Annotated in this window: 19 protein-coding genes; 6 read left to right on the top strand and 13 right to left on the bottom strand. The window is 51.6% G+C overall.

The features are described 5' to 3' along the window. Nucleotides 1-111 precede the first annotated feature (111 nt). Entirely contained in the window at nt 112-1,176 is a 1,065-nt protein-coding gene (locus tag OLTU_RS07930) for a hypothetical protein (protein WP_141732219.1), read from the bottom strand. Between the two features lie 172 nt (nt 1,177-1,348). Beyond that, a complete protein-coding gene (locus OLTU_RS33140) occupies nt 1,349-1,648 on the bottom strand; it encodes an FmdB family zinc ribbon protein (protein ID WP_141732218.1) in 300 nt (99 codons plus the stop codon). A 215-nt stretch (nt 1,649-1,863) separates the two neighbouring features. On the opposite strand from OLTU_RS33140, the gene OLTU_RS07920 reads away from it, so the two are divergent. Beyond that, nucleotides 1,864-2,853 (top strand): phosphotransferase family protein, encoded by a 990-nt coding sequence (locus tag OLTU_RS07920; protein WP_141732217.1) that lies wholly within the window; start codon nt 1,864-1,866, stop codon nt 2,851-2,853. 103 nt (nt 2,854-2,956) lie between these two features. Here OLTU_RS07920 and OLTU_RS07915 read toward each other — a convergent pair whose 3' ends face one another. The 6 genes from OLTU_RS07915 to OLTU_RS07890 all read right to left on the bottom strand — a co-directional run bounded on the left by OLTU_RS07915 (nt 2,957) and on the right by OLTU_RS07890 (nt 8,235). Beyond that, a complete protein-coding gene (locus OLTU_RS07915; RefSeq protein WP_141732216.1) occupies nt 2,957-4,231 on the bottom strand; it encodes a Glu/Leu/Phe/Val family dehydrogenase in 1,275 nt (424 codons plus the stop codon). 114 nt (nt 4,232-4,345) lie between these two features. Continuing rightward, nucleotides 4,346-5,413 (bottom strand): fatty acid desaturase family protein, encoded by a 1,068-nt coding sequence (locus tag OLTU_RS07910; protein WP_141732215.1) that lies wholly within the window; start codon nt 5,411-5,413, stop codon nt 4,346-4,348. A 12-nt stretch (nt 5,414-5,425) separates the two neighbouring features. After that, nucleotides 5,426-6,301, bottom strand: a complete 876-nt coding sequence (locus OLTU_RS07905) for a sterol desaturase family protein (protein WP_176736428.1) — start codon at nt 6,299-6,301, stop codon at nt 5,426-5,428. Between the two features lie 37 nt (nt 6,302-6,338). Then, nucleotides 6,339-6,839, bottom strand: coding sequence for a hypothetical protein (locus tag OLTU_RS07900; protein WP_141732213.1), 501 nt, complete (start codon nt 6,837-6,839; stop codon nt 6,339-6,341). Next, entirely contained in the window at nt 6,824-7,336 is a 513-nt protein-coding gene (locus OLTU_RS07895; RefSeq protein ID WP_218109905.1) for a hypothetical protein, read from the bottom strand. The genes OLTU_RS07900 and OLTU_RS07895 overlap by 16 nt, the downstream gene beginning before the upstream one ends. A gap of 83 nt (nt 7,337-7,419) precedes the next feature. After that, the gene (locus tag OLTU_RS07890; protein ID WP_141732211.1) at nt 7,420-8,235 is read right to left on the bottom strand and encodes a sterol desaturase family protein; all 816 of its coding nucleotides are present in this window, start codon (nt 8,233-8,235) and stop codon (nt 7,420-7,422) included. Nucleotides 8,236-8,867: 632 nt separating this feature from the next. On the opposite strand from OLTU_RS07890, the gene OLTU_RS07885 reads away from it, so the two are divergent. Then, entirely contained in the window at nt 8,868-10,505 is a 1,638-nt protein-coding gene (locus OLTU_RS07885) for a c-type cytochrome (protein WP_218109904.1), read from the top strand. 24 nt (nt 10,506-10,529) lie between these two features. On the opposite strand, the gene OLTU_RS31825 is transcribed toward OLTU_RS07885, so the two are convergent. The 3 genes from OLTU_RS31825 to OLTU_RS07875 form a co-directional block, all read right to left on the bottom strand. After that, nucleotides 10,530-10,694, bottom strand: a complete 165-nt coding sequence (locus OLTU_RS31825) for a hypothetical protein (protein ID WP_176736427.1) — start codon at nt 10,692-10,694, stop codon at nt 10,530-10,532. Nucleotides 10,695-10,917: 223 nt separating this feature from the next. Then, a complete protein-coding gene (locus OLTU_RS07880; RefSeq protein WP_141732209.1) occupies nt 10,918-11,781 on the bottom strand; it encodes a zinc metalloprotease in 864 nt (287 codons plus the stop codon). A gap of 258 nt (nt 11,782-12,039) precedes the next feature. Next, complete coding sequence (locus tag OLTU_RS07875) at nt 12,040-12,366, bottom strand: thioredoxin family protein (protein WP_245676860.1); 327 nt, start codon at nt 12,364-12,366, stop codon at nt 12,040-12,042. Nucleotides 12,367-12,587: 221 nt separating this feature from the next. Here OLTU_RS07875 and OLTU_RS07870 point away from each other — a divergent pair, with 221 nt between their 5' ends. Together OLTU_RS07870 and OLTU_RS07865 are read left to right on the top strand one after the other, a co-directional pair. Beyond that, entirely contained in the window at nt 12,588-15,371 is a 2,784-nt protein-coding gene (locus OLTU_RS07870; protein ID WP_218109903.1) for an ATP-binding protein, read from the top strand. 315 nt (nt 15,372-15,686) lie between these two features. Further along, complete coding sequence (locus OLTU_RS07865) at nt 15,687-16,052, top strand: hypothetical protein (RefSeq protein ID WP_141732206.1); 366 nt, start codon at nt 15,687-15,689, stop codon at nt 16,050-16,052. A gap of 89 nt (nt 16,053-16,141) precedes the next feature. Here the strand turns inward: OLTU_RS07865 and OLTU_RS07860 are convergent, their stop codons facing one another. Further along, the gene (locus OLTU_RS07860) at nt 16,142-16,858 is read right to left on the bottom strand and encodes a hypothetical protein (protein WP_141732205.1); all 717 of its coding nucleotides are present in this window, start codon (nt 16,856-16,858) and stop codon (nt 16,142-16,144) included. A gap of 99 nt (nt 16,859-16,957) precedes the next feature. After that, nucleotides 16,958-17,080, bottom strand: coding sequence for a hypothetical protein (locus OLTU_RS32855; protein WP_281181135.1), 123 nt, complete (start codon nt 17,078-17,080; stop codon nt 16,958-16,960). A 573-nt stretch (nt 17,081-17,653) separates the two neighbouring features. On the opposite strand from OLTU_RS32855, the gene OLTU_RS07855 reads away from it, so the two are divergent. Beyond that, nucleotides 17,654-18,493, top strand: a complete 840-nt coding sequence (locus OLTU_RS07855) for a hypothetical protein (protein WP_141732204.1) — start codon at nt 17,654-17,656, stop codon at nt 18,491-18,493. 158 nt (nt 18,494-18,651) lie between these two features. Next, complete coding sequence (locus tag OLTU_RS07850; protein ID WP_141732203.1) at nt 18,652-21,462, top strand: 7TM diverse intracellular signaling domain-containing protein; 2,811 nt, start codon at nt 18,652-18,654, stop codon at nt 21,460-21,462. Nucleotides 21,463-21,467 lie beyond the last annotated feature (5 nt).

The raw sequence follows: 21,467 nt of genomic DNA, 5'->3' as shown, positions 1-21,467 counted from the left end.
AGTACCCTAAAAGAATATTATAGCGATGAACAACGTCAAGAAAAACAAATTCTGGCGAAGCCCATGAAACACCAAGGGACGATATAGCATCAGCTCTGGACTCTGTGCCCATCAATTTTTTTGATTCGAAACGCCCCATCCCACAGCAACACCCTGAACTGCATTGCCGATAGGGTACAGATCGACATCAATTTTCATGTCGTAGAAGACAGTGCACTGCCCAAAGCCTGCATTCTTCCCGTAGTTTGGGCAATGGGTGATGGTGTGATCGTTTCCTTCAGCGCGAAGATGGAGATCGAAATCCTTGAGAATTCCATTGCGGAAATCAGGTTGGAGGATCAGGGCGAAATCCTTGTTTCCTTTCATGGCGCCCTGCCCTGAAAATTGGGGATTTTCGCCGTCCTGTCGCCGAAGATTCACCTGGCATGCGTAGGAATCATTCAGGAATGGCTTCGTTCCGAGCGGGTCCAGGTTCCAACAGTAGAGCTCAGGGCCGAGCTGGGCCCGGATACGCTCCGGATCATAGGGATCCACTCCACTGACGGGTGCGGAATCGAGCAGTTTTCTCGCCCAGGGCCCCTGGAAACTCAGCACGATATTATCCAGATTATGGACGAATTGAGCGGAAGGAGGATACGGGCGACCCTTTCCCGGTGCGCTGGAGAGCTCCAGGCGGCAATCCCCATTTCCATGCAGGGGCGCCTGCTCCTTAACACCCTTGACGACAGGACAGTTCAAAGACCGCTTAAAGGAAAACGCGCCGGGGTAATAAGGGTCCTGCAGCTGCAACTGAATCGTGCTCTTGTCCTCAGGCCCTGCCGTCAGCGAGAGCCGGCCGCTCAAAGTGGTTTGCTTCAGTGGCAGGGTGAAAGTCAGTACGGTGGAGGTCGCTCCGTCATCCGCACCAGGGAGCCATTCCTTGCGGGATAGCCATAGGTAGCAGTCTTCGTGCTCGCTGCAGGCCAGGCTCATCCTCTCGCCATGGTAGCGAGTCGCGCCGAAGTCCATTTCCTGGCGAAAGCGCTCTTTCAGAAATTCGGTCAATCTCTGTGCTTCGGGTCCTGTGAATCGGAGTACAAGATTCTCCTCCTGACCAAGGTCGATCCTGACAGCAGAGAACGCGGTCCAAGGCAAAAACAGGTATAATAGTGTATTGATCGCAAGTTTTTTAATCATGTCTATGCGTCCTTTCTACGAGGTTCGGGCTCAACGCTATAGACGAGATTTCTTTGGAATTTATACAGCGCCTTCGATTTTTCGCCAGGCGCAGAGCGTGAGGAGCTGATGTGTGGCTAAGGTCTGCGGAAGGTGAGTTGTGATAGAGCGCGACCTGATCATTTGAAGATGGTCAGAATCCTTCAAATTCCCCTTTTCTCACGCTCTCGACGGCAGCGGCCACCTGATCCGGGTCTTTTCTTTTAAACCCCTTGTGGCGCATATCATCCAAGTCGCTCGATTTCGATTGAGCTTTGGGTCGAGCATGGCCAATGCTTGAAGGAGCCTTCTTAATTATACGTCGATATTTGGAACTTCCCTCCTCACAGGAAGGGCAAAGGGCCTTCTGATCCCAGCCGGATAGATCATTCATCATGATGGTGGCTGTGCCTTCATATCCGCAGGCTGAACATTGTACATCGTAAACTGGCATGAGACTCTCCGCTTCCGAGGTTCAGCGTGAGCATAGCACAGTCCGACGGTATCCAGCTTAGGCTTTTCCCGAAGCCACGGCGGGACCTGATGCTGGTTAATTTGACGCGGAAACGCGGCTGGACTCCTCAACGTAGCCCATGGACAGAGAGAGGGACCAGTGCTAACTCATAGCAGGCATCTCAGTATCGCAGGAATCGGAACCTGGAGCGGCTTATGATGATTGGCGATGACTTCATTCCACCCGACGAACGTTACGAGCCAGGATCCCATGCGCGGCAATTTTCGAAAGCCGATGCCGCGCGGTACATCGAGCACCTTTATCCGGGAGTCTCCATCGTGGCTCTGGAATATCTTGCTGGTGGATATAGCAGCGCGAATTTTTCCGCGCAGTTGCCACAAGAGAAAATCGTCTTAAGGTTTTTCGCTGGCGGTCGGGATGGTGGCGAGCGTGAAATTTGGCTGCTTCGACTCACGGACCAGATTGAAGTCAGAACGCCGAAAATCTTGAGAGTGCTCCGTGACGGCGAACAGATGATCGCAGCCCAGGAGTTTGTTGAAGGCAAGCTGTTGAGCGCAGTCTGTCAGGATTCCGAACAATGGCGAGAAAACTTTTTCGCTGTCGGTCGAGAGCTGGCAAAAATTCATGCTCAAAGGTTCGGAAAATCAGGGTTTTTCGACCGAAACGGCTCGGTTCGGGAAGGCGGCGAAGATTTTTGCAGTTCCCTACTCGCTTATGTTCGGGAATCGATGCAAAGTCGCGTAGGTCAAAGGTTGGGTTGGCAGCTTGCGGCTGAGGTGGATGCTCTTGTTCAAAAGCATGGGTCGATCGTTGAGGATACTTATAGCGGACCCCGCTTGACCCACTGCGACTTCAATCCAAAGAACATAATTATGACGTCCGAGGGACAGAACCTTCGCGCGTCCATACTTGATTGGGAATTTGGAATTTCAGGCCATCCGCTGATGGATTTTGGGAATTTTTTTCGCTTCTCGGAAGACCATCCAGAGGGGGCTGAAGCGGCTTTCATCGAAGGTTATAGTCTTGGCGGCGAGACATTGCATCCCCGATGGGCCGATGCAGCGAAGCTGTTGGATTTAGCGTCGATGTGTTCGTTCCTGGACGGGGATCTCGAGAGTCCACGATTACTGAGAACGGTTCGCATGGTTGTGAATCGCAGCATTCGGTATCTGAGTCGGGCATAAGCTGACGGTGGAGTATGCCCGGAGGCCGACATCATCGGCTGGTCCGTGGCAAGGTTTTATTGAGCAGACGAGGCCGCTTCATGCGCCAGCCTCGGATCGTGATTCAAAAGCCTCGCATTTCCATCACGGATTTCACGCGATCAACAGCAATATAATAAGCAGCCTCTCGATAGGAACACTTGAACTTCTTCTTGACCTTGATCAGCTGATCCCAGGCCCTCTTCAGCCATCGGTCCAATTCAAGATAAACCTGATCCCGTTCCCATTGCAGTCCCTGCAGGTTCTGACACCATTCAAAATAGGAAACTGTCACACCACCGGCATTGGCCATGATATCAGGGATCACGACCTTGCCCTTTGCATCCAGCGATCGGTCCGCCTGCAGAGTGATGGGAGAGTTGGCTCCTTCGACGATAAGTCTGGCTTTCACCTGATCCACGTTATCACTGTGGATGACTCCCTCCAAAGCCGCAGGGATGAGGATGTCGACCTCATGAAAAAGCGGCGCCTCACTGTTTTCCGAAACAGAGTCACAGGCGATCTCTCGTGCGCAGTCCACCACGCTATCATACTCCCTCCGTTCATAGAGAAACTTGACGAGCTGTTTGACGTCAAGGCCTTCTCGCCGCGAAATGGCTCCTCGGACATCGCTCACCGAAACAATGCGGGCCCCCATGTCCTTCAAGTGAAGAGCCGCTTCACTGCCGACATTGCCAAAGCCTTGAATGGCGACCGTCGCATTCTCAAGCGAAATACCCTCCTCCTCTGTGGCCCAGGCGGTCACCGTCGCAACACCTCGGCCGGTTGCCTCACGCCGGCCTTCAATACCTCCCAGCTGAACATTCTTGCCCGTGGCGACCGCCGGCTGATGACCATAAATCTTGGAATACGCATCAACGATCCAGCTCATCTCTCTTTCCCCTGTGCCCATGTCAGGTGCTGGAATGTCGATACGCGGACCAATCAGCATATGCATCTTCTCCACGTAACGCTTGGTTATGACCTCCAATTCCTGCGGCTTAAAGTCCTTGGGGTTGAGCTGGATCCCCCCTTTGCCACCACCATAGGGCAGATTGAGCAGGGCAGATTTCCAGGTCATGAGCGAGGCAAGGATTTCGGAATGCTCAAGATCAACGCTAGGGTGATAGCGCAGGCCTCCCTTGAACGGCCCACGCGCCGAATTGTGCTGGACCCTGTAGCCATGCAATACAGTCATTTGACCATTTTCGCGAATCAACGGAATTTCAACTTCAATCCGTCGATCAGGATTTTTAAGCAGGACCTTGAGGCGCGAGTCCTCGGCACAACCTAGCATCTCAAAGGCCTTGTCCAGATATCCTTCCAATGATTCATGGATGGTTGAAATGCTGGCTTCCATCGTAACTCCTTTGGATATTTATGTAGTGAAATAGAGCCATAAGGAGACGGGCTCGCCCCCTACGGACCTGATCTTAACGGATGCAGGATCAGGAGTGAAGGCACGATAGAGATCCTAGGATACGCGATTCAAAACCACATTGGCGTTGAGGGTCGATCTTTTGACATCCAATTTGGCTACACGACTTCTAAGAAAAGCCATAATCGCGTCCTGGGATTGGAATTGGCCTCGAATGTCGACGTAGTGTTGAGCCAGCTTCTGATAATCTTTGATCATCAGAAAATACCAGATAGCAAAAAAGTCCAGCCCTTGAAAGATGACCGCATTGTTCTCTTTATACTTCTCAATATTTTTTTGAAATTCCACGGGCATCTCGGTCCAGTGGATGCTGGGCCTTAGATGATGGCCGATGTGATAGCCATCGTTGAAACATATCCTATTGTAGCGGCTGTTGATGCAGGTAATGCTGTTTCTGAAGCAGTTGTCAGGCGCCTCAGCGTCAATGAAGGCATGCTGGGCCCAGTTGCCTGACATCATGGCAAGACGAGCAATCACAAACGGAAGAACAAAAACGACAAAGGTGGCGGAACTATTGAAGCGCCAAAGGAAAGCGCAAAGCAGAAAATACGATAGCTCCCCTAGCAAGACTTTCCTCAGAAAGTGCCAACGTTTTTTTCGCCAGAAATAATAACTGAGGTCGACAATACCGACAAAGAAAAAAGACGTGAAATACTTGAGGAAGTCGGAGAACCTATCGCGCTGGAAGTTCATCGTGCAGCTGAGATCACTGATCGCATTATTTTCGGGATGATGCATCATGATGTGATGCGAATAATAAGTTTCTGGTGTCTGACCAAAAAACGGAGCGATAAACCAGGGTATGATTTGATTCATCCAATGATACTTTTTTTTGAAAAGAGTTCGATGTGAGGTATTGTGCAGCATAAGGATCAGAGGTCCAAGAAGGATTACCGTATTCATCAACAGGTAGGGTACGGCTATCCACCAGCGGAAATCAATAAAAAGATAGACAGCAACGGGCACTGAAAAAGTCAGTATACGCATACAAAGCCAGATGAAGGGCAAATCCCGCTCGTCCCGGATCAATGCCAGGAAAACTTTCTCGAACCGGGAGTAGTTTGCTTTGGGAATGAATGTTGGATCCTTGATGATCAAGTTCATGACTTCTCCATCTTAGGATGTTTTCTGGATTCCTGGCCCAGCTTTGGACTCAAGATCGGGTTCGGTGACAACCTGAAGAAGTCGCGTCAGGCCTTCACCTTTCCAGGCTTTTTCTGAGACCAATTCGGTATCCTCGATATAAGTTCCAAAGAGGCGGTCCATGACCGAGGTCAGAAAACCATAATTCCCCTCAATTCGGGCATGGTGCAGGGAATGGCTCGCAGCCGAGTGCATGATAAGAGCAATTCGCTTGCCACGACTCATGCGTATGAGCCACTCGAAGTTAACATGCTGCATGATGCTACCCATCGAGTTCACAGCAATCAGAACGAACATAGTGATGGGGCTGAGACTATTGAGAGAGGAACTGAGCATGATAGGCAGAACGAAACCAATGGTCAGAAAGCTGCGTTCAAAAACCGACTGATGCAGAACGGAAAGAGGGGTCGTAACCCGGGAACGATGGTGAATGGCATGAAAACGGAAAAACGATTTCTTGTGCATCAGCCGATGAGCTGCATAAAACCATATTTCAAAGAAAGCGAAATGACCAATGAACACAACGGCATCCTGTGTGATCGATGTTACCGAAAAATGCACGATCCCTGTCCGCAGCAAAAAAAACGACGTGACAGAGTCCGCCAGCAGAATCAACAGAGCCTGTTTGAATTCATTCTTATACTGCTGTTTAGTGACGGAAATGCGGTAAATCTTTCTTCGGCTCATTAAGGCACAGAGGCCAAAAGCTATCATGAAATAAAACAGCATTTCGGCATTATGGTTGATGTACTGCTTCAGGAAGGCCAGAGGCCAATCGGCAAGCTTCAGGTCGGGCAGCATCGTGGTTTCAAGTACCTGATTCAAGGACCCACTCTCAAACTGGCTCATACATATTCCTTTGCCATTAGCGACAACAATTTCATATTCAAGCTGTTTGATCGGATTGATTGTCGATCTGCGCAGACTCGTAATCGTAAGCATGGGAGACCGTAAATTTCCCATCCCGGTAAATCCAGGACACGGCCTGACCGGTTTTCAGATGCGAGATTCCATAGCAGTCGCGAGGCAGCTCCGGAGCATGGGATTGAACCTTGCTCAGCAGGTCAGCTATCGCGATAGCACTTCGGGCTTCCCAGACGTTTCGCCCAATATAAATTTGGGAATGCCGCCCCCTATCAAGTGGATAGACAGCAAGATAGGACATATCGGAAGCCTTCAGAGTGCTGATGCTGATATGAGTTCCAGGGTCGTGGTTGAAAACTCTTATACAAAGCCAGGGAAACTGGACCATCACTTCCAAGGCGAGTTTGAGACCTCCCAATCCCGACATTCGGAGTCTGGTCACGGCACAGTAGGACATGGCCATCCAGGTCCCGATACAACCACCAAGTATGACGGTCAGAATAATTTTTATGGTTCCTGGCATGGCATTCTATCCAATGATTCAAGCTTGTCAAAGAACACAAGCGGGATGGGATGATAGGGCAGGCGCGGATTGTTGCCGACCTTGAGGAGATCCGCGACAAAATCCACACAATTCTTCCCCGCAAAGCAGAAAACGGATGCATCCAGATCATTCGCATCGATCAAACTGTGGACATATTCTGAAACCTTGTGTGGGTTCTCCAGAACGACCGGAATAAAGCGCCATTGAAACGCATGCTGAAACACATCCAGCTGTTCCCTGCTTGGAAAGAGAATCAATTCGATGCGAGCATGGTACCCATAACGGATCATGCTCCAAACAGCACGAAAGTTGGACGCCTTGCCATTGGGTTCCTTATGTGCCAGAACATAAGACCCGTCTTCATATTGAAGCAGCAGACTCACATGCCCGGCCCGGAATATCCGGTTACTGGTCACTCCAATCGCTACTGACTGAGTTTTAAGATCGACTGGAATGGCCCGCAACTTTTCAGTCAAAGGTTCCTTTTGGTGAACAGACAGACGCAAGAAAAAGTGAACCGCAAGGAAAGCGGCACAGCCGACAAGGAGAAAAACCATTATCATACGGCCAACTCCGCTTCAGGTGCTTTTTCGGAACGCTGCCGCAGACTGGTCAAAGGTTTGCCAGAAGCGACCTGCAACGTGATGTCATCTGTGTCAGGAATATAGGTTCCAAACATGTGATCCATGAATGAAGTGAAGAGACCGAAGTTTCCATGGATGCGACTGTGATGCAAGGCATGGCTACTGATGGAATGGCCGAGCAGCGATCGCCACTTCTGCCGCTTGGTGCCTGCCAGGACTTCAAGATTGGAATGCAGCATCATGGTCCCAAAGGCATTGGTGATAAGAATTAGATTGAATGCCGCTAGCGGAAGCAGACCGAAGTAGCTGAACGCAAGCAGCGGAATGATAAATCCTGTCGCCGAAAACAAGCGATCCGTAACCGAACCAGAAAAATTGCTAATGGGTGTACAAACACGCGACTGATGATGAATTGCATGAAATTTGAACAGCGCGCGACTGTGGAGCAGACGATGCGAACAGTAAAACCAAACTTCAAAGAACACAAAGTGAGCAGCAAACACCAGGATTGTCCAGGCCCAGTTCAGGCTTGTCAAAGGTCTAAGCAGGCCGCTTTGGAACAAAGCGATTGTCAAAAACGAATCGACAAGCAGGACTACGAGGCTGTGTCTAATTTCGCGTTTAAGCTGATTCTCGCTAACCTTGATGGCAAAAATTCGTCGTTTCTTATGCCACAGATAATAAAAGAAAAAGCCAACACTACACACAAGCGCAATGGCGAGCACGTTCATAACAAAGTGTCCCAGAAGCACTAAGGGAAGAGACGTAGAATCGATCGGAAAATCAATCAAGTTGGTTATCTCCTCGCAACATGGTGTGCCTTGCAATTGGCTTGGTAATTTTCAGAGCAATACTATGGCCAGTGTGAAAAACCCGCTATTACCCATAAGGGTGCCATCCTTCATATAATCTCCCTGAACGAATTTCTTCAGTTCAGCGGACATCTCTCTAGCTTCTTGAGTTAAATTTCTCTTCCAAAACTACTTGAAAACACAGAATTTTTATTGTGAATTTTGATGCTTATCGGTCCCGTGATCAGGCGACTCAAGCCAGACATGGATAACACTTTGGATGCAGCGCCTTAGCTGGCAGTTTATCCAAAAGGAATCGCCTGAAGATTGGAGATTGAAGGTGACAGTAAGTAACAATATATGAGCAACACGACGGGAATGAGGCACTTTTCCAAAGCCAAAGGCCGCCCTTTTTGTGTAGATTTTTAGTGTAAAGATCGCACTTATATATCTGTTATAACAGCATATTTCAGCATCCCTTACTCACGCATTCAATTCCTCCGATACGTTTTCTGTATATGCCATTTAACTCAAACGTTTTGATCAAGGCGCGGCCCTATAGGGTCCGGCGACCGGGAAGGATGAGCATTCGCATGAAGAACGTTTCTCTGCTTTCTTTGCTAGCGTTGGGTATGCTTGCCGTAGCGTGCGGCCCCCATACGGAATTCCTGAACCTGCGGCGGCAGACCAAACAGAAAGAATCCGCAGAGCTCAGGGGAAGTGCGGCCGACGAACTGAAAGACAAGACCTGGCCCACTCTGCAAGCGGAGCGGCAGAAGGAATTGAATGACTTCCTGTCGGCCAATCAAAAGGCACTCGATGCGTTTACGAAAGCTCCGATCGGATTCAACGGCACGCCGGCGATCATTCTGCGTCTCCTTCCCGATGTGATCCCTGAACTCTGGTCCGATGCCTCGGTCGACTCTTTCGCGGGGCTTTTCAAAAGCCAGCCCGGTGACCCCTTCTATTATGGTATGAGTCTGACCAAGGCTCCATCCAGCACGCCCACACCATCCATGGTGCAGTTCACATGCGCCGCCTGTCATACGGGTCGCGTGATCGGATCGGATGGCAAGGAACAGCTGCTGGTCGGCGCTCCCTCCACCCGCTTTGATATCAACGGCTATCGCTCGCTGCTGACCGCCTCGGTCACACATCCCAATTATCTCTACGAAAAGTTCCGCGCGGCACTGCTGACCAAGGCCGATGGCACGCTCTACGGACCATCGCGCATAGCCGACGAGCGGCTGGACAAGGCGATCTTCCTCAGCGGTCCGGAAGGTGGACCAACCGTCGGGCAGACCATGATTGAGCAGTTCAAGGCCAGTCTGCTCCAGCGCGGTGCCTTCGTGCAGCAGACTCTGGGTGCCTTCACCTATCACGGGGATGCGACTCTGCTGAAAAGCAGTCCTGGCCATGTCGAGGCCTTCGGCTTCGCCACCCTTGCTTTCCTGCCTCTGCAGGAATTCCAGGCCAATCCGAGTGCGACGGTGCAAAAATACTTTGGCCGGAATCCTTCGGTGGCCGATATCATGAGCGTCTGGCGTCAGACGGATCGAGTCGCCGCCCAGTGGGATGGCAATATCAAAAACCCTTTGATACGAAACCTCGGCGCAGAGCTCGGGGTCGCCGGTGATGCACGCTTCGTGAACTTCCAGAACGCGGTGACCACGACTCCCTTCGTCTCGGACCTGCCTGCTCCGGTTTATCCCTTTGCAGTTGACCTTAAAAAGGCGCGTGAGGGCCGGGAAATTTACCTGAATGCCTGCGCCAGCTGCCATGAACATGAGAGCTTCATGAGCGTCGACGCGGTGGGTACCGAACCGGGGCGCGCGACCGGGCTGACGGCGGATGCCCGCCTGCTGCTCGTGAAGAACCTGAAAGCTTCGTGCAGCGATCTGGCGAATCCCGATTGCATCGCCCCGGACGAGGATATCATCGTGCCTCGCCAGGAGAATCCTGGATACCTGGCTCTGCCGCTGACCGGCATCTGGGCTCGGGCTCCTTATCTTCATAATGGATCGGTGCCGACCATGACTCAGCTTCTGATTCCATCAACACGCCCCGCCGTCTTCAGGATTGGCAGTCTCAAGTATGATCAAACCAATATGGGCTTTGTCTGGAATGAGGATGGAAAGGCTTTCGATACCTCGATCCTTGGCTATTCCAATCAAGGACATGCCGATATCAAGGTGTTTAATGGTGGCATCGATTTCAGCAAAAAAGAGGATGAGCTCAAGGCTTTGATTGAGTATCTCAAGACTCTTTGATTCGAAGGATTGAGGCAGCCCGCCTCAATCTTCCACCCACATGGGCACCACTGCGTATGAGCCGGGCGAACCCTGGTTCAGACGCTCGGCGGCGGCACAGGCCGTCTCCATAGTCTTATGGGCATAACAGGGCTGCGGGCCTTGCCCGGGAATGAACTTCAAGATCACAAACACGGTGTTTTGATTCATGAAAAGCTTCTCCCTGGATTTGCAGGTCGTTTTGCAGAAGCCCCTTTTTAGCAGCACCCTCTGCCATCCACTGAATTGGGATTGCCCGAAGAGTTTTCATTCAGGATAGGCACAGATTGGAAAAGGTATGTGGCAGCAGCCTTGCGAGGGTCAGGCCCAAGGATAGGTGATGGATAGGATCGAGGATGGAAGGAAGGCCCTCAGGCCTTCCTTCGATATTTCCTTAGGTTCCAGGCGAGAAGTCCCACTTGCCGTTGTTGCAAGTATAGGTATTGCCTTGATAGGTCGTGACAGTGTTGTGCGAATAGATCGTGACACCGTTCGCACCCACGCAGCTCTTGGGAGCCGAGCCAATGCCAGGCGAGAAATCCCATTTGCCATCGTTACAGGTATAGGTATTCCCCTGATAGGTCGTCACCGTACTATGCGGATAGAGGGTCACACCATTGGCGCCGAGACAGCTGCTCCCTGTATTCGGCGTGGGCACGGGGGCTCCGCCCTTCGCTTTCCAGGCGGCTTGCACCGCTGCGAAATGCGGGATCGACAGCATTCGTCTGACTTCGGATAAGTCATAGGCGGAAAGGTTCCCCCCATTCATGAACCGACCGTTCTGTTCACTGTTCATGATGGAGATCGTATTTTGGAATTTATGGGCGAATCCAAAGACGTGACCCACTTCGTGGTTGGCTGTCCAATGCCCTGCCCACTGTGGCGGCACATCAAGCCTATGAACATTGCCATTCAGCGGATGCGCCTGGCCATAATAGGAAACGCCTGCGGGTGCACGATAAAGTTTGACCACGCGATCCGCGCTGCAACCTTTGAACACTTGAATTCGACCATCGCGACCGCCTGCATCCAACCAGATGCGCACAGCCTTGACCACGAGATCAGCAACACCGGCCTTCACACCCGTATCACAAACAGCAATGGTTGCACCGGGTTTCAGCATATAGGGGCTATCAGCCGTTTCCCAACCGTTGCCGACGAGAATGTTTTTGGTTTCACTGGTTTCCGTTTCGGAACTCTTGCCGCAGGACAGAAGGAGGATGAATAAAATGGGGACGAACTGGATCCGACTCGACATAAGACACTCCAAGCTTGCATTGACTGACAGATGTGCGCGTTACGACTCTTACCTTGGGGCAGAATCATTTTTCGCTATGCAAATGCAGGGCCTATGTCCCATGAAACTGGACCCAGAACCCTTGTCCTGTCTTAGCTTGCGGGATGAATGGAAAAATTGGGGTAAAGGGAAGCGACATGTGTTCACAATTTTGACAGGCGCTGAACAGTCTATGGATAGGCCTGTTGCCGCTCTTGACAAAGAAGCAAAGCAGGACGGCTAAGCGGAGGGTATAGCGCCAAGGGCCTTGTCCAGCTTCGATTTCAAAGAGGTTAAGGATTTGGCTCCGATCCAGCGTTCCATGATTTGGCCGTCATGAATAAGGATAAGAGTCGGCAGACCACGGACTCCAAATTCGGTGGCGATATCAATCTCCTCATCTGCATTGATCTTGACGAAGGTGAGAGTGCCTCGGTATCCGTCTTCCAAGGCTTCCAAAGCCCGGTTCAAGTCAAGGCAGGGAGCGCAACTCGGGCCCCAGAAGTCAACCAGAAAACTGCCTTTTGCTTCCATGATTTTGGATCGGAAGGTCTCAATGCCATTCATCGTGATCACAGCGCGTCTCCTTTCAAATTGCAGACTTTAATATAACACCATGGCTCGGGGTGTCTTCATTCATCTTTCCAGGCGCTTCCCAAGCAAACGCACGGAAGGATTGCGTATCATGCGAGTCTTTGCATCGTCACCAATGCACAAAGTTTTGTATTCCCGGCCTTTCTGCCGAACAGCATCCAGGAACGAGGGAATCCATGAACCTGTTGCACATTGTGCTTCTTTTTATACTGCTTTCGTGGAGCGAAACCCAGGCCTTCGGGCTCGATATTGGGGGAAAATATCGCGCCCTCGATACCAGCAGCGTGGAATTCCATGCCGATCCAGGTTGCGCCAAGGCCAACGGAGATCCCTCAGCTCTGGCCCTTCTTCCGTTCGAGAAACGCCAAACCTTGACCATAGGCTTTGTTTCCGACTCGTGCTATATCCTCCGCACCCAGGTCGAGGGCTCGTCGTCTCCGCTCTACATCACCTCCCCACTCAAGTTTCCATTTTCCGTTTATAATGCGACCAATGGGGCGGAGGGCATTCGAGCCGGTTTCAAAATTCTGCATGTGAATACCGTCCCTTTGCAGGATGGGCTTAACGAGCTCTACCTCATTTACCGCCCCTATCCGCAACAGTACTTTTATATTCTGGGTTTCCTCTTCGAGGAGAAGGAGTTCTTTGCCTTCTATCCTGGCTTCATGGCCCTCCTGTCCTTCGCCTATGGCGCCATCATCGTGCCTTTGACATTTTTTATGATCCTGGGCCTGGGCAGTCGGAACTTCATCTATGTACTGTACGGCGCCTTCACGATCTCCTTTCTCATCTATGTCGAAAGTTACAATCAATTCGTCCTAAGTCTCTTTGGACTTTCCGACCTCATCCTTCATAACCGGTTTCAGGAAACGACCACGTTCATCGGCGCGTTCGCCCTGCTTTTCGCGACCCTTTATATCTATGGAATGATCGGGAAGAAAGTGGGAGGCAAATGGATCGATGTCACCGCGCTGGTCCTGTCCCTCTCCTGTCTGGTCCAGGCCTCCTCCTCGTTCATTGACGTACAATTTGCTTTCCATCTGCAGAATCTGACCATAGTCGGCGCCGCGCTGATGGGATTCATCATCTTTATCTTTGCCATCAAAAAACGTCTGCGCGGATCGCTCATCATGATGCTGGGTTATTGCTGGATCGCCTGGTTCGAGAATCACTTCATAGCTTTCATCAACGGCATCATTACGCCGAGTGCCTTTTCGCAGCTCGGACAGGTGATTGGTGGAGCTGGAGAAATCTGCTGTTTTTCGATTGCGGCGGGTATTATCTATCTGTCGGAGTTGAAGAAACGTGTGAAAACCGAGCATGAGCTGGCGGAAAGAATCAACAACCTGAATGGGGCACTCGAACGACACCTTGAGAATGTTCAGAAGACCGTCGCGGAGAAGGTCCAGGACATCAAGATCATCATGAAAAGCATCCAGCAGGGGATCTTTACCATCCTGCCTCAAGGTCTGAAGATCCACGAGGAATACTCCCAGCATCTCGAAACCATTTTTGAAAGAACGGTGATCAAGGACATCGAAGCCTGTGATCTGCTGTTTGCCCATGCCGCGCTTGGAGCTGACGAAAAGGATCAGGCGCGATCCTGCCTGCTTCTCGCGATCGGTGAGGTTGAGATTTCGTTTCAGCTGAATCGCCACTGTCTGCCCGCCGAAATGCAGATCGAGCTGCCATCTGGTTCCACGAAAACCCTGGAACTGGAATGGATTCCGATCGTGCTGGACGGCATGACGGAGAAAATCCTGGTTACGGTCAGGGATGTGACGCAGCTGCGGAAATTATATCGTGAGACCGAAGCCGCCAAGCGTGAGCTGCGGATGATCGGCGAAATCCTCGCGGCTCCCTATGATCATTTCGAGCGTGTCATGCAGAAGAGTCTAAGCCTTCTGGAAGAGAATCGTTCCCTGATCAAGGGGAGTCCTCAGCATGATCCTGAAGTCCTGAATGCCATTTTCATTCGCATGCACACCTTCAAAGGCCTGGCACGTTCCATCGGAGCCCGGGAACTGGCGACGACGATTCATGATGCCGAGCGCTACTATAGCGACCTCCAGCATCGAAGCGACACGATGTGGAACATCGAGAAATTTCAGACGGACTTTGACAAAGTCGATCAGGTGCTGCATGAATACCTGGCTCTTCACAAGCGCAAATTGGGTCGTGGCAGTGATCAGACACAGGGGCATAAGCTCGAACGAACCATGCTCGGACAATTTGTTGATAACCTCTACAGCCTGAAACCTGAAGATATCAGCCTCGCCGGCCGCCGCCTCCTGGCTCCAGTGGCCAAGGGACTGACGGGCCTTTATTTTGTGACAGCAGAAAGTGCTTTTGCTGAAATCGTGAGCGATGCCAGGGATCTGGCTCGGGAATTCCATAAACCCGAACCTCAGGTCCAGGTGAACATCATGCCGTGCTATCTCACCCGTGAAGCTTATGAAACACTCAATAGCATTCTTGTTCATCTGGTTCGAAACTCGATGGATCATGGTATTGAAACCGCAGAGGCCAGAATTGCAAAAGGCAAGAATCCGGCCGGTACGATCACGGTCGGCCTTGAGATGATCGACGGTCAGGCTCGCATCAGCTTCAAGGACGATGGCCAAGGTCTTGACCTCGAATTGATTCGAAAGAAAGCTATTGAACAGTCGTGGATCGACCCGCGACGGGACCATGCTCCTCAGGAGCTGGTCTCGTTTATTTTCGAAGCGGGTTTCAGCACGCGCGAAGTCGCTACGGAGATTTCAGGCCGCGGCATCGGAATGAGTGCCGTGAAAGACTTCCTGTCTCATTTGGGCGGTAGCATCGAAATCAGTTTGCAGTCGGCCGCGGTCGCTGACGTCGGATCCATTCCGTTTGAATTCGTGATGTACCTGCCCTCGTCATGCGGCAAGGTTCAGCACTGGCTGAATGAGGAAATCGAAACCCAGGAGCGTGGGCCACGCAAAGCCGCAGGATAACCAGCACTCGGTTCTGGTAGTGAAGTGATTTAAAATCAACACGCCTCGATAAGTCAGGACCCCCTGCTGCAGGAAATATCGAATCTCCCTGCGGTTCCCATCACCTTTCCCTGTGAAATGCAGCAAGGTATTTCATGCAAGAAAACCAACTCATGTCATCGGAAGACTACAGCACTGCACCTTTCCCTAAACAGTCATCACCCGGGTCCGTTCATTTTTGTCAAATTATCATCCTTCATTTTTGCAGGAACGATTATTGCACCGCTAAAAAAGTAAATTGCATTTGACAATGAACATTTATCACGAGGTAAATTTATGCGTTCTTATTTTGCTGCTGTTGGTCTTGCGTTGGTAACTCTTGCCAGTCCCATGAAAGCTGATTCCATGGAAGCGGAAGAAATCCTGAGTGATGAGGAATTCCTGAGCGAGGAACAAGCGCTTCCCGAACTCGATGCCACGGAAGAGGAGAGAATTGGAAACTGGAATCAATGGAGATGCTATGCCAGATCTCCTGGATTCTATCGGCCGTTTATGGGCGCGAGCTTCTACTTCAGACCAGGATCCGGTGAAGGCCAACGGGCTCGCAGGATCGCCCGTCTGACTGCGATTCGGACCTGCCAGTACTACACAAGGCAGCAGTGTTACAGTAACGTACAGCGGGACTGTTACGTGGTCCGTTAAGACAGAACTCCCGTCATCCTAATCCCAGGGTTCGGACGAAGGCAGCCTTCGGCCCGACCCTGGTCTTTGCGTCTAAACGTGTGCTCGTATCACTTCTTGGTAAACTTCATCGCGTCTGCTGACAGAGCGGTTGCGGTCAGGTCGTCTGCATAGTCGACAGACATGCCGCCGGTCTCGAACTTGACCATGATCAGGAACTTGCCCGTGGCGTCTGCCAGGGTCCCGTTTTCATCGAGTTCCTTCAAAATGTTCATTTCAACATAAAAGTGCTGGCTGCCCAGCTCCTTCACCGCGACGGGTTTTGAGATGCCGAAGACATAGCTTTCAAAGCCTTGGCTTGGTGTCTTGCATGCGTCATCGTCAAAGTCGTGATAGGTGACCTCAATGTTGCCATCGGCCAACAGCTTCCAGCTCTCAGTCGCGCTGAAGAACTGACCGGCAACATCGGGATTTTCAATCTTGATACAGGAACTGGTCCATTCACCTGTGAAAAGCGTTTTTAATTCTGCCTGCTTGGCTTCAGGAAGAGGTCCGACTTGTGGAGTCGGTGTGGGTTCTGGATCAGGTTTCGTGGTGTCATCCGGGTTCTTGTCATCATCCCCGGTTTTGTCGTCAGAAGACGAATCTTTGTCGTCATCATCAGCGACCTTATCCTTGTTATCCGTTGTCTCCTGTGTGTTGCCTTTGGGCGTGCTGCCAACTGTCGGCGCACTCTCTGATTTTTGACAGCCGGAAAAGAGGAAGAGACCAAAGAGGGCGCTGACATAGAACAAAAACAAAGATTTAAAATACGACCTACCGCTCATGAAATTCTCCTTTGAGTAAGTATCTGTGCCTTTTTTCCCGCTAGTGCAAGTTCCGTGACACTAATTTCAAAAATTCAGCTGAGCCCTATCTTTATTTTTTTAGCCTGATTCTTTGCACATGAATTTCCATGCTTTACCACAAGCCTTGTGCTTGATAAGCAAGGCTTCTGTCGGGGTGGCGATATCAGTGGCGCTGTTTATGACTTGACCATCGTCCAGCATTTGTTCGTTCCAGGATTGACAGGCGTCTCACATGCACCGCATCTCCAAGTTCGAAAAGAGGAAAACTCAAAAAAGGAACCACGCGGCGCGCAAGGGAATCAACCATCGACCGCGGTCACCACGTGTCGCAAGCTCAGCGAAAACACAAAGAATCCCATACAGTTGGTAGCACTCGTCAGTGATGATGACAGAATTGGGCCGCGCAGCACCCGGCGGACCGATAACTTCCATCGAGAGCTATTGACTGCATAGAATCACGAGCAGGATCCCATCCGATCCAGACTCGCGAAATCCTTGCAACGATTCCAATCAAAATCTGATGTCTGATCTTTTGGACATTTGTTTTTCGTCTCGTGATGCGTGTCCCTTGGCCTTGGTCATCTTATGTCCGAGCCCGTGGACACGAAGTCCTGCTTGCTGGACAGGATCATGCGAAGATATTTCAGGAAAATTTTTTGGACGAACAACAAAACACTTTCAAACGTGAAACGTTGTTGCTAGAAGAAGTTCGAAATTCTTGAGCCGAAGGCATCGGCTCCATGTGTTGTCATTTATCCAGGTAAAGGAATTCAAATGTCGAAATCTCTTCTGTCTTCCATCGTGCTCGTGGCCTATCTTGGATCATCCGTCCCTGCCTGGGCCAATGTCGAAACCACCTCGATCGCCGTAAGGAATGCGCTCGCGACGAAGTCGGTGGTTCACCAGGAACCTTTCCGGAGTTCCGATGCCTTGCCTACGGCACCGATTGTTCCTGTGACTGCCGTCGATCCCTTGATCGTGGAGGACATCGAAACGGGAACCACATTGCAGCTCTCGTTGCCGGCTGATCGAGCGGTGGAAGGAAACGAAGTGAGCCAGGGTCTGTTTGTGTATGCAGATCCTGAGCAGAATGTTGACCACGCTTTGAAAATTCATCCGGATGGTGCCTTTCAAGCCATGGTCGTGATCAAGGACGCGAGCGCCCCGGACAGCTATGCGTTCCCTCTGGACCTTTCGCATGGCGTTACACCCGAATTGCAGGACGACGGATCCATCGTTCTTCTGTCCGCTGAGGGAGAGATGGTCGGTCGCTTCAATACACCGTGGGCGAAGGATGCTTTGGGACGTCCGGTTCCAACCCATTATACTTTGGAAGATGGTGTTATCATTCAGCATGTGGACCTCTCCCAGGTGACAGCATTCCCCGTTGTCGCCGATCCTGATGGCTGGTTGGGCTGGGCCCGCTGCCTGGCGAGTGTCGCAGCTTTTGCAGCGGAAAATACTTTTATTTTCGCAAAACTCAAAAAGATCGGCGGAGCCAAGAAATTTGTGAATTCCTTAAAGAAGCTGAAGAACAAGAATGAACGCAAGAAAGCCATCTATGAGCTGGTCGGGAATATCACCGGCGTTGATAAACTGAGCGCCTGCTTCTAAGCTCCTCCTCCAGAGATCCAGGCCGGCATCGCAAGGCCTGGGTCTATCCTGCTTCCCCGCATCCGTCACCTGTGGGCAAAAACAACCATTCATGAAACCGATAATGTGTCGATAAGAGATACAGGAAACCCTTGCGAAAATGAACAGGTCTGGCATCGATGCGGTTCTCGATTGAGACATACTTTCGAATTCTGATTCTACTCGGAATCCTCTGTCCTGTTGCCTCCGAAGCACAGGCGGGCGAGGCCTCGATTATCGATGTGCGTGAACTCACAACGCGCCATGGGGCGATCAACCTCGACGGTCCCTGGGAATTTTACTGGCAAAAGTTTGTCGACCCGCTGGATAGGGCGACAGCCCCTGATGATTTCATGCCGGCCGGCACAGGCTGGAAGAAACGGGATTATCCAGGCGAAGGCTATGCCACCTATCGCATACGTGTCAAAGGTTTCGAGTTTCATCAAAAAGGCTATGAAATTGGCCTCTCCTATGTTTTGAGCTCCTATCGACTTTTCATGTATCCGGAACAGGATCCCAGCCGGATGGTGCAATACAATATGGGCGAGCCAGGGGAGACGAGACGCACGACCTTTCCTCGAACTCTGGCCCATGTCTTTCCTTTTCATCCGCGAGGACCTGATGAGGTCTGGGTGATCACGTTTCATATTGCCTGCTTTCAGCATTCCAATGGCGGCCTTCGCAGCACACCCGAGATTGCACCGGGATCCCTGTTGAGCGAGAGAGGGCGTCAGGGAATGGATTCGGCCTTTTTCTGCGCGGGTATACTTTTCATCATGTTTCTTTATAACCTGATGCTTTTCATCCGGCGCCCGGAAGACAAAGCCAGTCTCATCGGAGCCCTGGCGATTCTTGCGATGGCGCTGCGATCGGTCGCCACCGACAACATGCTTTACCACCTCATGGGGAAACCCAATCAGCTGATTCTCGATATCAATCATGTCCTGGAATACACGACGATGACGGGAACCGGCATTCTTTTTTGCTATTTCCTGCAGCTGACATTCCCATCGGCTGCCTTTCCACGTGTTCTCAAAAACTTTTCCATCCTGTCCTCGCCTCTTTTGGTCTTGACGCTCGTCACGCCCCCGACTCTGTTTTCCCGGTTTCTGCCTCTCTACCAGGTCTCCACTGCGTTTTTCATTTTCCTCGGTGTTGTGGTGGTGATACGGGCGTTTAGAATGCGCCTCGATGGTTCCCTGGCGATCTTCTTGAGCGGCATATTCATCCTGGTTTCGTTTTTCTACGATCTTTTAGTGAACTACGGATGGCTGCCTCATCCCTTCATCCTTCAGTATGCCACGGCTGTCTATACGTTCCTCGGCAGCGAAACGCTGGCACGACGGTCTGCCAAGGCCTTTCGGACGGCGGAGAAACTGCAAAAGGACCTGAAAAAGGAAGTCTACAAGCAGACGGCTGAAATCAAGCAAATCATGGCGTCGATTCCTCAGGGCATCTTCACCATGGGACCCAGCCTTTGCATTGAGGGGCAGTATTCGCAGCATCTCGAATTCATTTTACAAACCGAAGCTCTGGAAGGACGCGAGGCTTTGCCTCTCCTCTTTGCCCAGAGCAATGTGGATGCGGAGCAGCTCTCCATGTTGCACAGCGCACTCCTGGCTTCCATGGGCGAGGAGCTTCTGGTTTGGGAATTCAATCAGCACTGTCTCATTCGGGAATTCCAGGTCAACAATTCCAAATTGGGCGTCCGAACCTTTGAATTGGATTGGCATCCGATTCCCAACCCGGCCACCAGGATTGAGCAGATTCTCGTCACCCTGCGGGACGTCACGGACTGGCACATCCTGCAGGCCGCCAACAAGCAGCGCGAAGAGGAATTCAACCTTTTGCTCGAACTGGTGCCGATTCCGGTCGGCCGATGGCGGGACTTCGTGAAGCAGTGCCATGAACTTCTGGCGAAAGTTCTGCCCCAACAGGCACATGACTCCGCACGCACAGAGCCTGATGTGCGTGCCGCAGCCATCGCCTTGCATACGCTCAAGGGTCTGTCCCGATCGATCGGCTGCCGTCATCTTTCAGTGGCTGTGCACAGCGTGGAAGAGCGGCTGCGCTCCCTCACGGAGCACACGGCCTCGTACCGCATCCTGAGGCAATCGGTGGACGAGCTGCAGCAGCTGCTCATCCGTTATGAAACCTTATGGACCGACATGTTGAAACGCAGTCTGGATGAGGGTCAGCGGCAGGATAACCGCGATGATTTGTTGGAGGAACTGGCCTACCAGAGACAGCAGGCGCGAACGGTGCAGGCACCGCAGCCCCTTCATGGATTGATCCAGACGCTGGATAGCTATATTCAGAATTCACTCTATATGTCCCTCTTCAGTCTTCTGCGTGAAGTCACGGAAGCCATGATTCCCTTGGCCAAAGAACTGGGCCGTCTGCCGCCTGATATCCATTTGGAAGGGACCGATGCATGGGTTCACAAGCGAACGGCTCGGGTTCTCCGCATGGCGCTCGTGCATCAAGTCCGCAATGCATTGGACCATGGTCTCGAGACTCCGGACGAAAGGCAGAAGATGGGCAAGGATCCGCGCGGAACGATTTACTGGAAGGTGACGGTCAATGCCGGCAAGGTTTGCATCAGCTGTCGCGATGATGGACGCGGGCTCGACCTGGAGGCTTTGATCAGCAAGGCAGCCCAGCTGGGCTTTTCGCGTGAGGCTTTGAACGCCATGCCTCATGGGGTCATGGATGTCATGTTTATCAGCGGCCTTTCCAGCCGGGATGCCATCAGTGAAGTGTCCGGTCGCGGCATCGGAATGGACGCGCTGCGCAGCATGATTATGGATATCGGAGGCAATGTCTGGGCTCAGAGGCTCGGCCGACAGGAAGCCGAAAAACAGTTGCCGGCCTTTGAGACCGTCATCGAACTTCCCGCCCACCAATTTCTTCCCGTGAATGAACCGGTTCCGCTCAGTGTCGGATTCTGATGACG

This window comes from Oligoflexus tunisiensis (assembly GCF_001748245.1).
Lineage (GTDB): Bacteria > Bdellovibrionota_B > Oligoflexia > Oligoflexales > Oligoflexaceae > Oligoflexus > Oligoflexus tunisiensis.
This window is presented reverse-complemented; position numbering and strand designations above follow the sequence as displayed.

Excerpts from the sequence above, each read along its gene's own strand:
- OLTU_RS07920 (WP_141732217.1), top strand. The coding sequence starts at position 1,864 with ATGATGATTGGCGATGACTTCATTCCACCCGACGAACGTTACGAGCCA.
- OLTU_RS31825 (WP_176736427.1), bottom strand. The coding sequence starts at position 10,694 with ATGAATCAAAACACCGTGTTTGTGATCTTGAAGTTCATTCCCGGGCAA.
- OLTU_RS07900 (WP_141732213.1), bottom strand. The coding sequence starts at position 6,839 with ATGCCAGGAACCATAAAAATTATTCTGACCGTCATACTTGGTGGTTGT.
- OLTU_RS07875 (WP_245676860.1), bottom strand. The coding sequence starts at position 12,366 with ATGAATGGCATTGAGACCTTCCGATCCAAAATCATGGAAGCAAAAGGC.
- OLTU_RS07915 (WP_141732216.1), bottom strand. The coding sequence starts at position 4,231 with ATGGAAGCCAGCATTTCAACCATCCATGAATCATTGGAAGGATATCTG.
- OLTU_RS07885 (WP_218109904.1), top strand. The coding sequence starts at position 8,868 with ATGCTTGCCGTAGCGTGCGGCCCCCATACGGAATTCCTGAACCTGCGG.
- OLTU_RS32855 (WP_281181135.1), bottom strand. The coding sequence starts at position 17,080 with ATGCTGGACGATGGTCAAGTCATAAACAGCGCCACTGATATCGCCACC.
- OLTU_RS33140 (WP_141732218.1), bottom strand. The coding sequence starts at position 1,648 with ATGCCAGTTTACGATGTACAATGTTCAGCCTGCGGATATGAAGGCACA.
- OLTU_RS07880 (WP_141732209.1), bottom strand. The coding sequence starts at position 11,781 with ATGTCGAGTCGGATCCAGTTCGTCCCCATTTTATTCATCCTCCTTCTG.
- OLTU_RS07865 (WP_141732206.1), top strand. The coding sequence starts at position 15,687 with ATGCGTTCTTATTTTGCTGCTGTTGGTCTTGCGTTGGTAACTCTTGCC.
- OLTU_RS07905 (WP_176736428.1), bottom strand. The coding sequence starts at position 6,301 with ATGAGCCAGTTTGAGAGTGGGTCCTTGAATCAGGTACTTGAAACCACG.
- OLTU_RS07860 (WP_141732205.1), bottom strand. The coding sequence starts at position 16,858 with ATGAGCGGTAGGTCGTATTTTAAATCTTTGTTTTTGTTCTATGTCAGC.
- OLTU_RS07855 (WP_141732204.1), top strand. The coding sequence starts at position 17,654 with ATGTCGAAATCTCTTCTGTCTTCCATCGTGCTCGTGGCCTATCTTGGA.
- OLTU_RS07930 (WP_141732219.1), bottom strand. The coding sequence starts at position 1,176 with ATGATTAAAAAACTTGCGATCAATACACTATTATACCTGTTTTTGCCT.
- OLTU_RS07850 (WP_141732203.1), top strand. The coding sequence starts at position 18,652 with ATGCGGTTCTCGATTGAGACATACTTTCGAATTCTGATTCTACTCGGA.
- OLTU_RS07910 (WP_141732215.1), bottom strand. The coding sequence starts at position 5,413 with ATGAACTTGATCATCAAGGATCCAACATTCATTCCCAAAGCAAACTAC.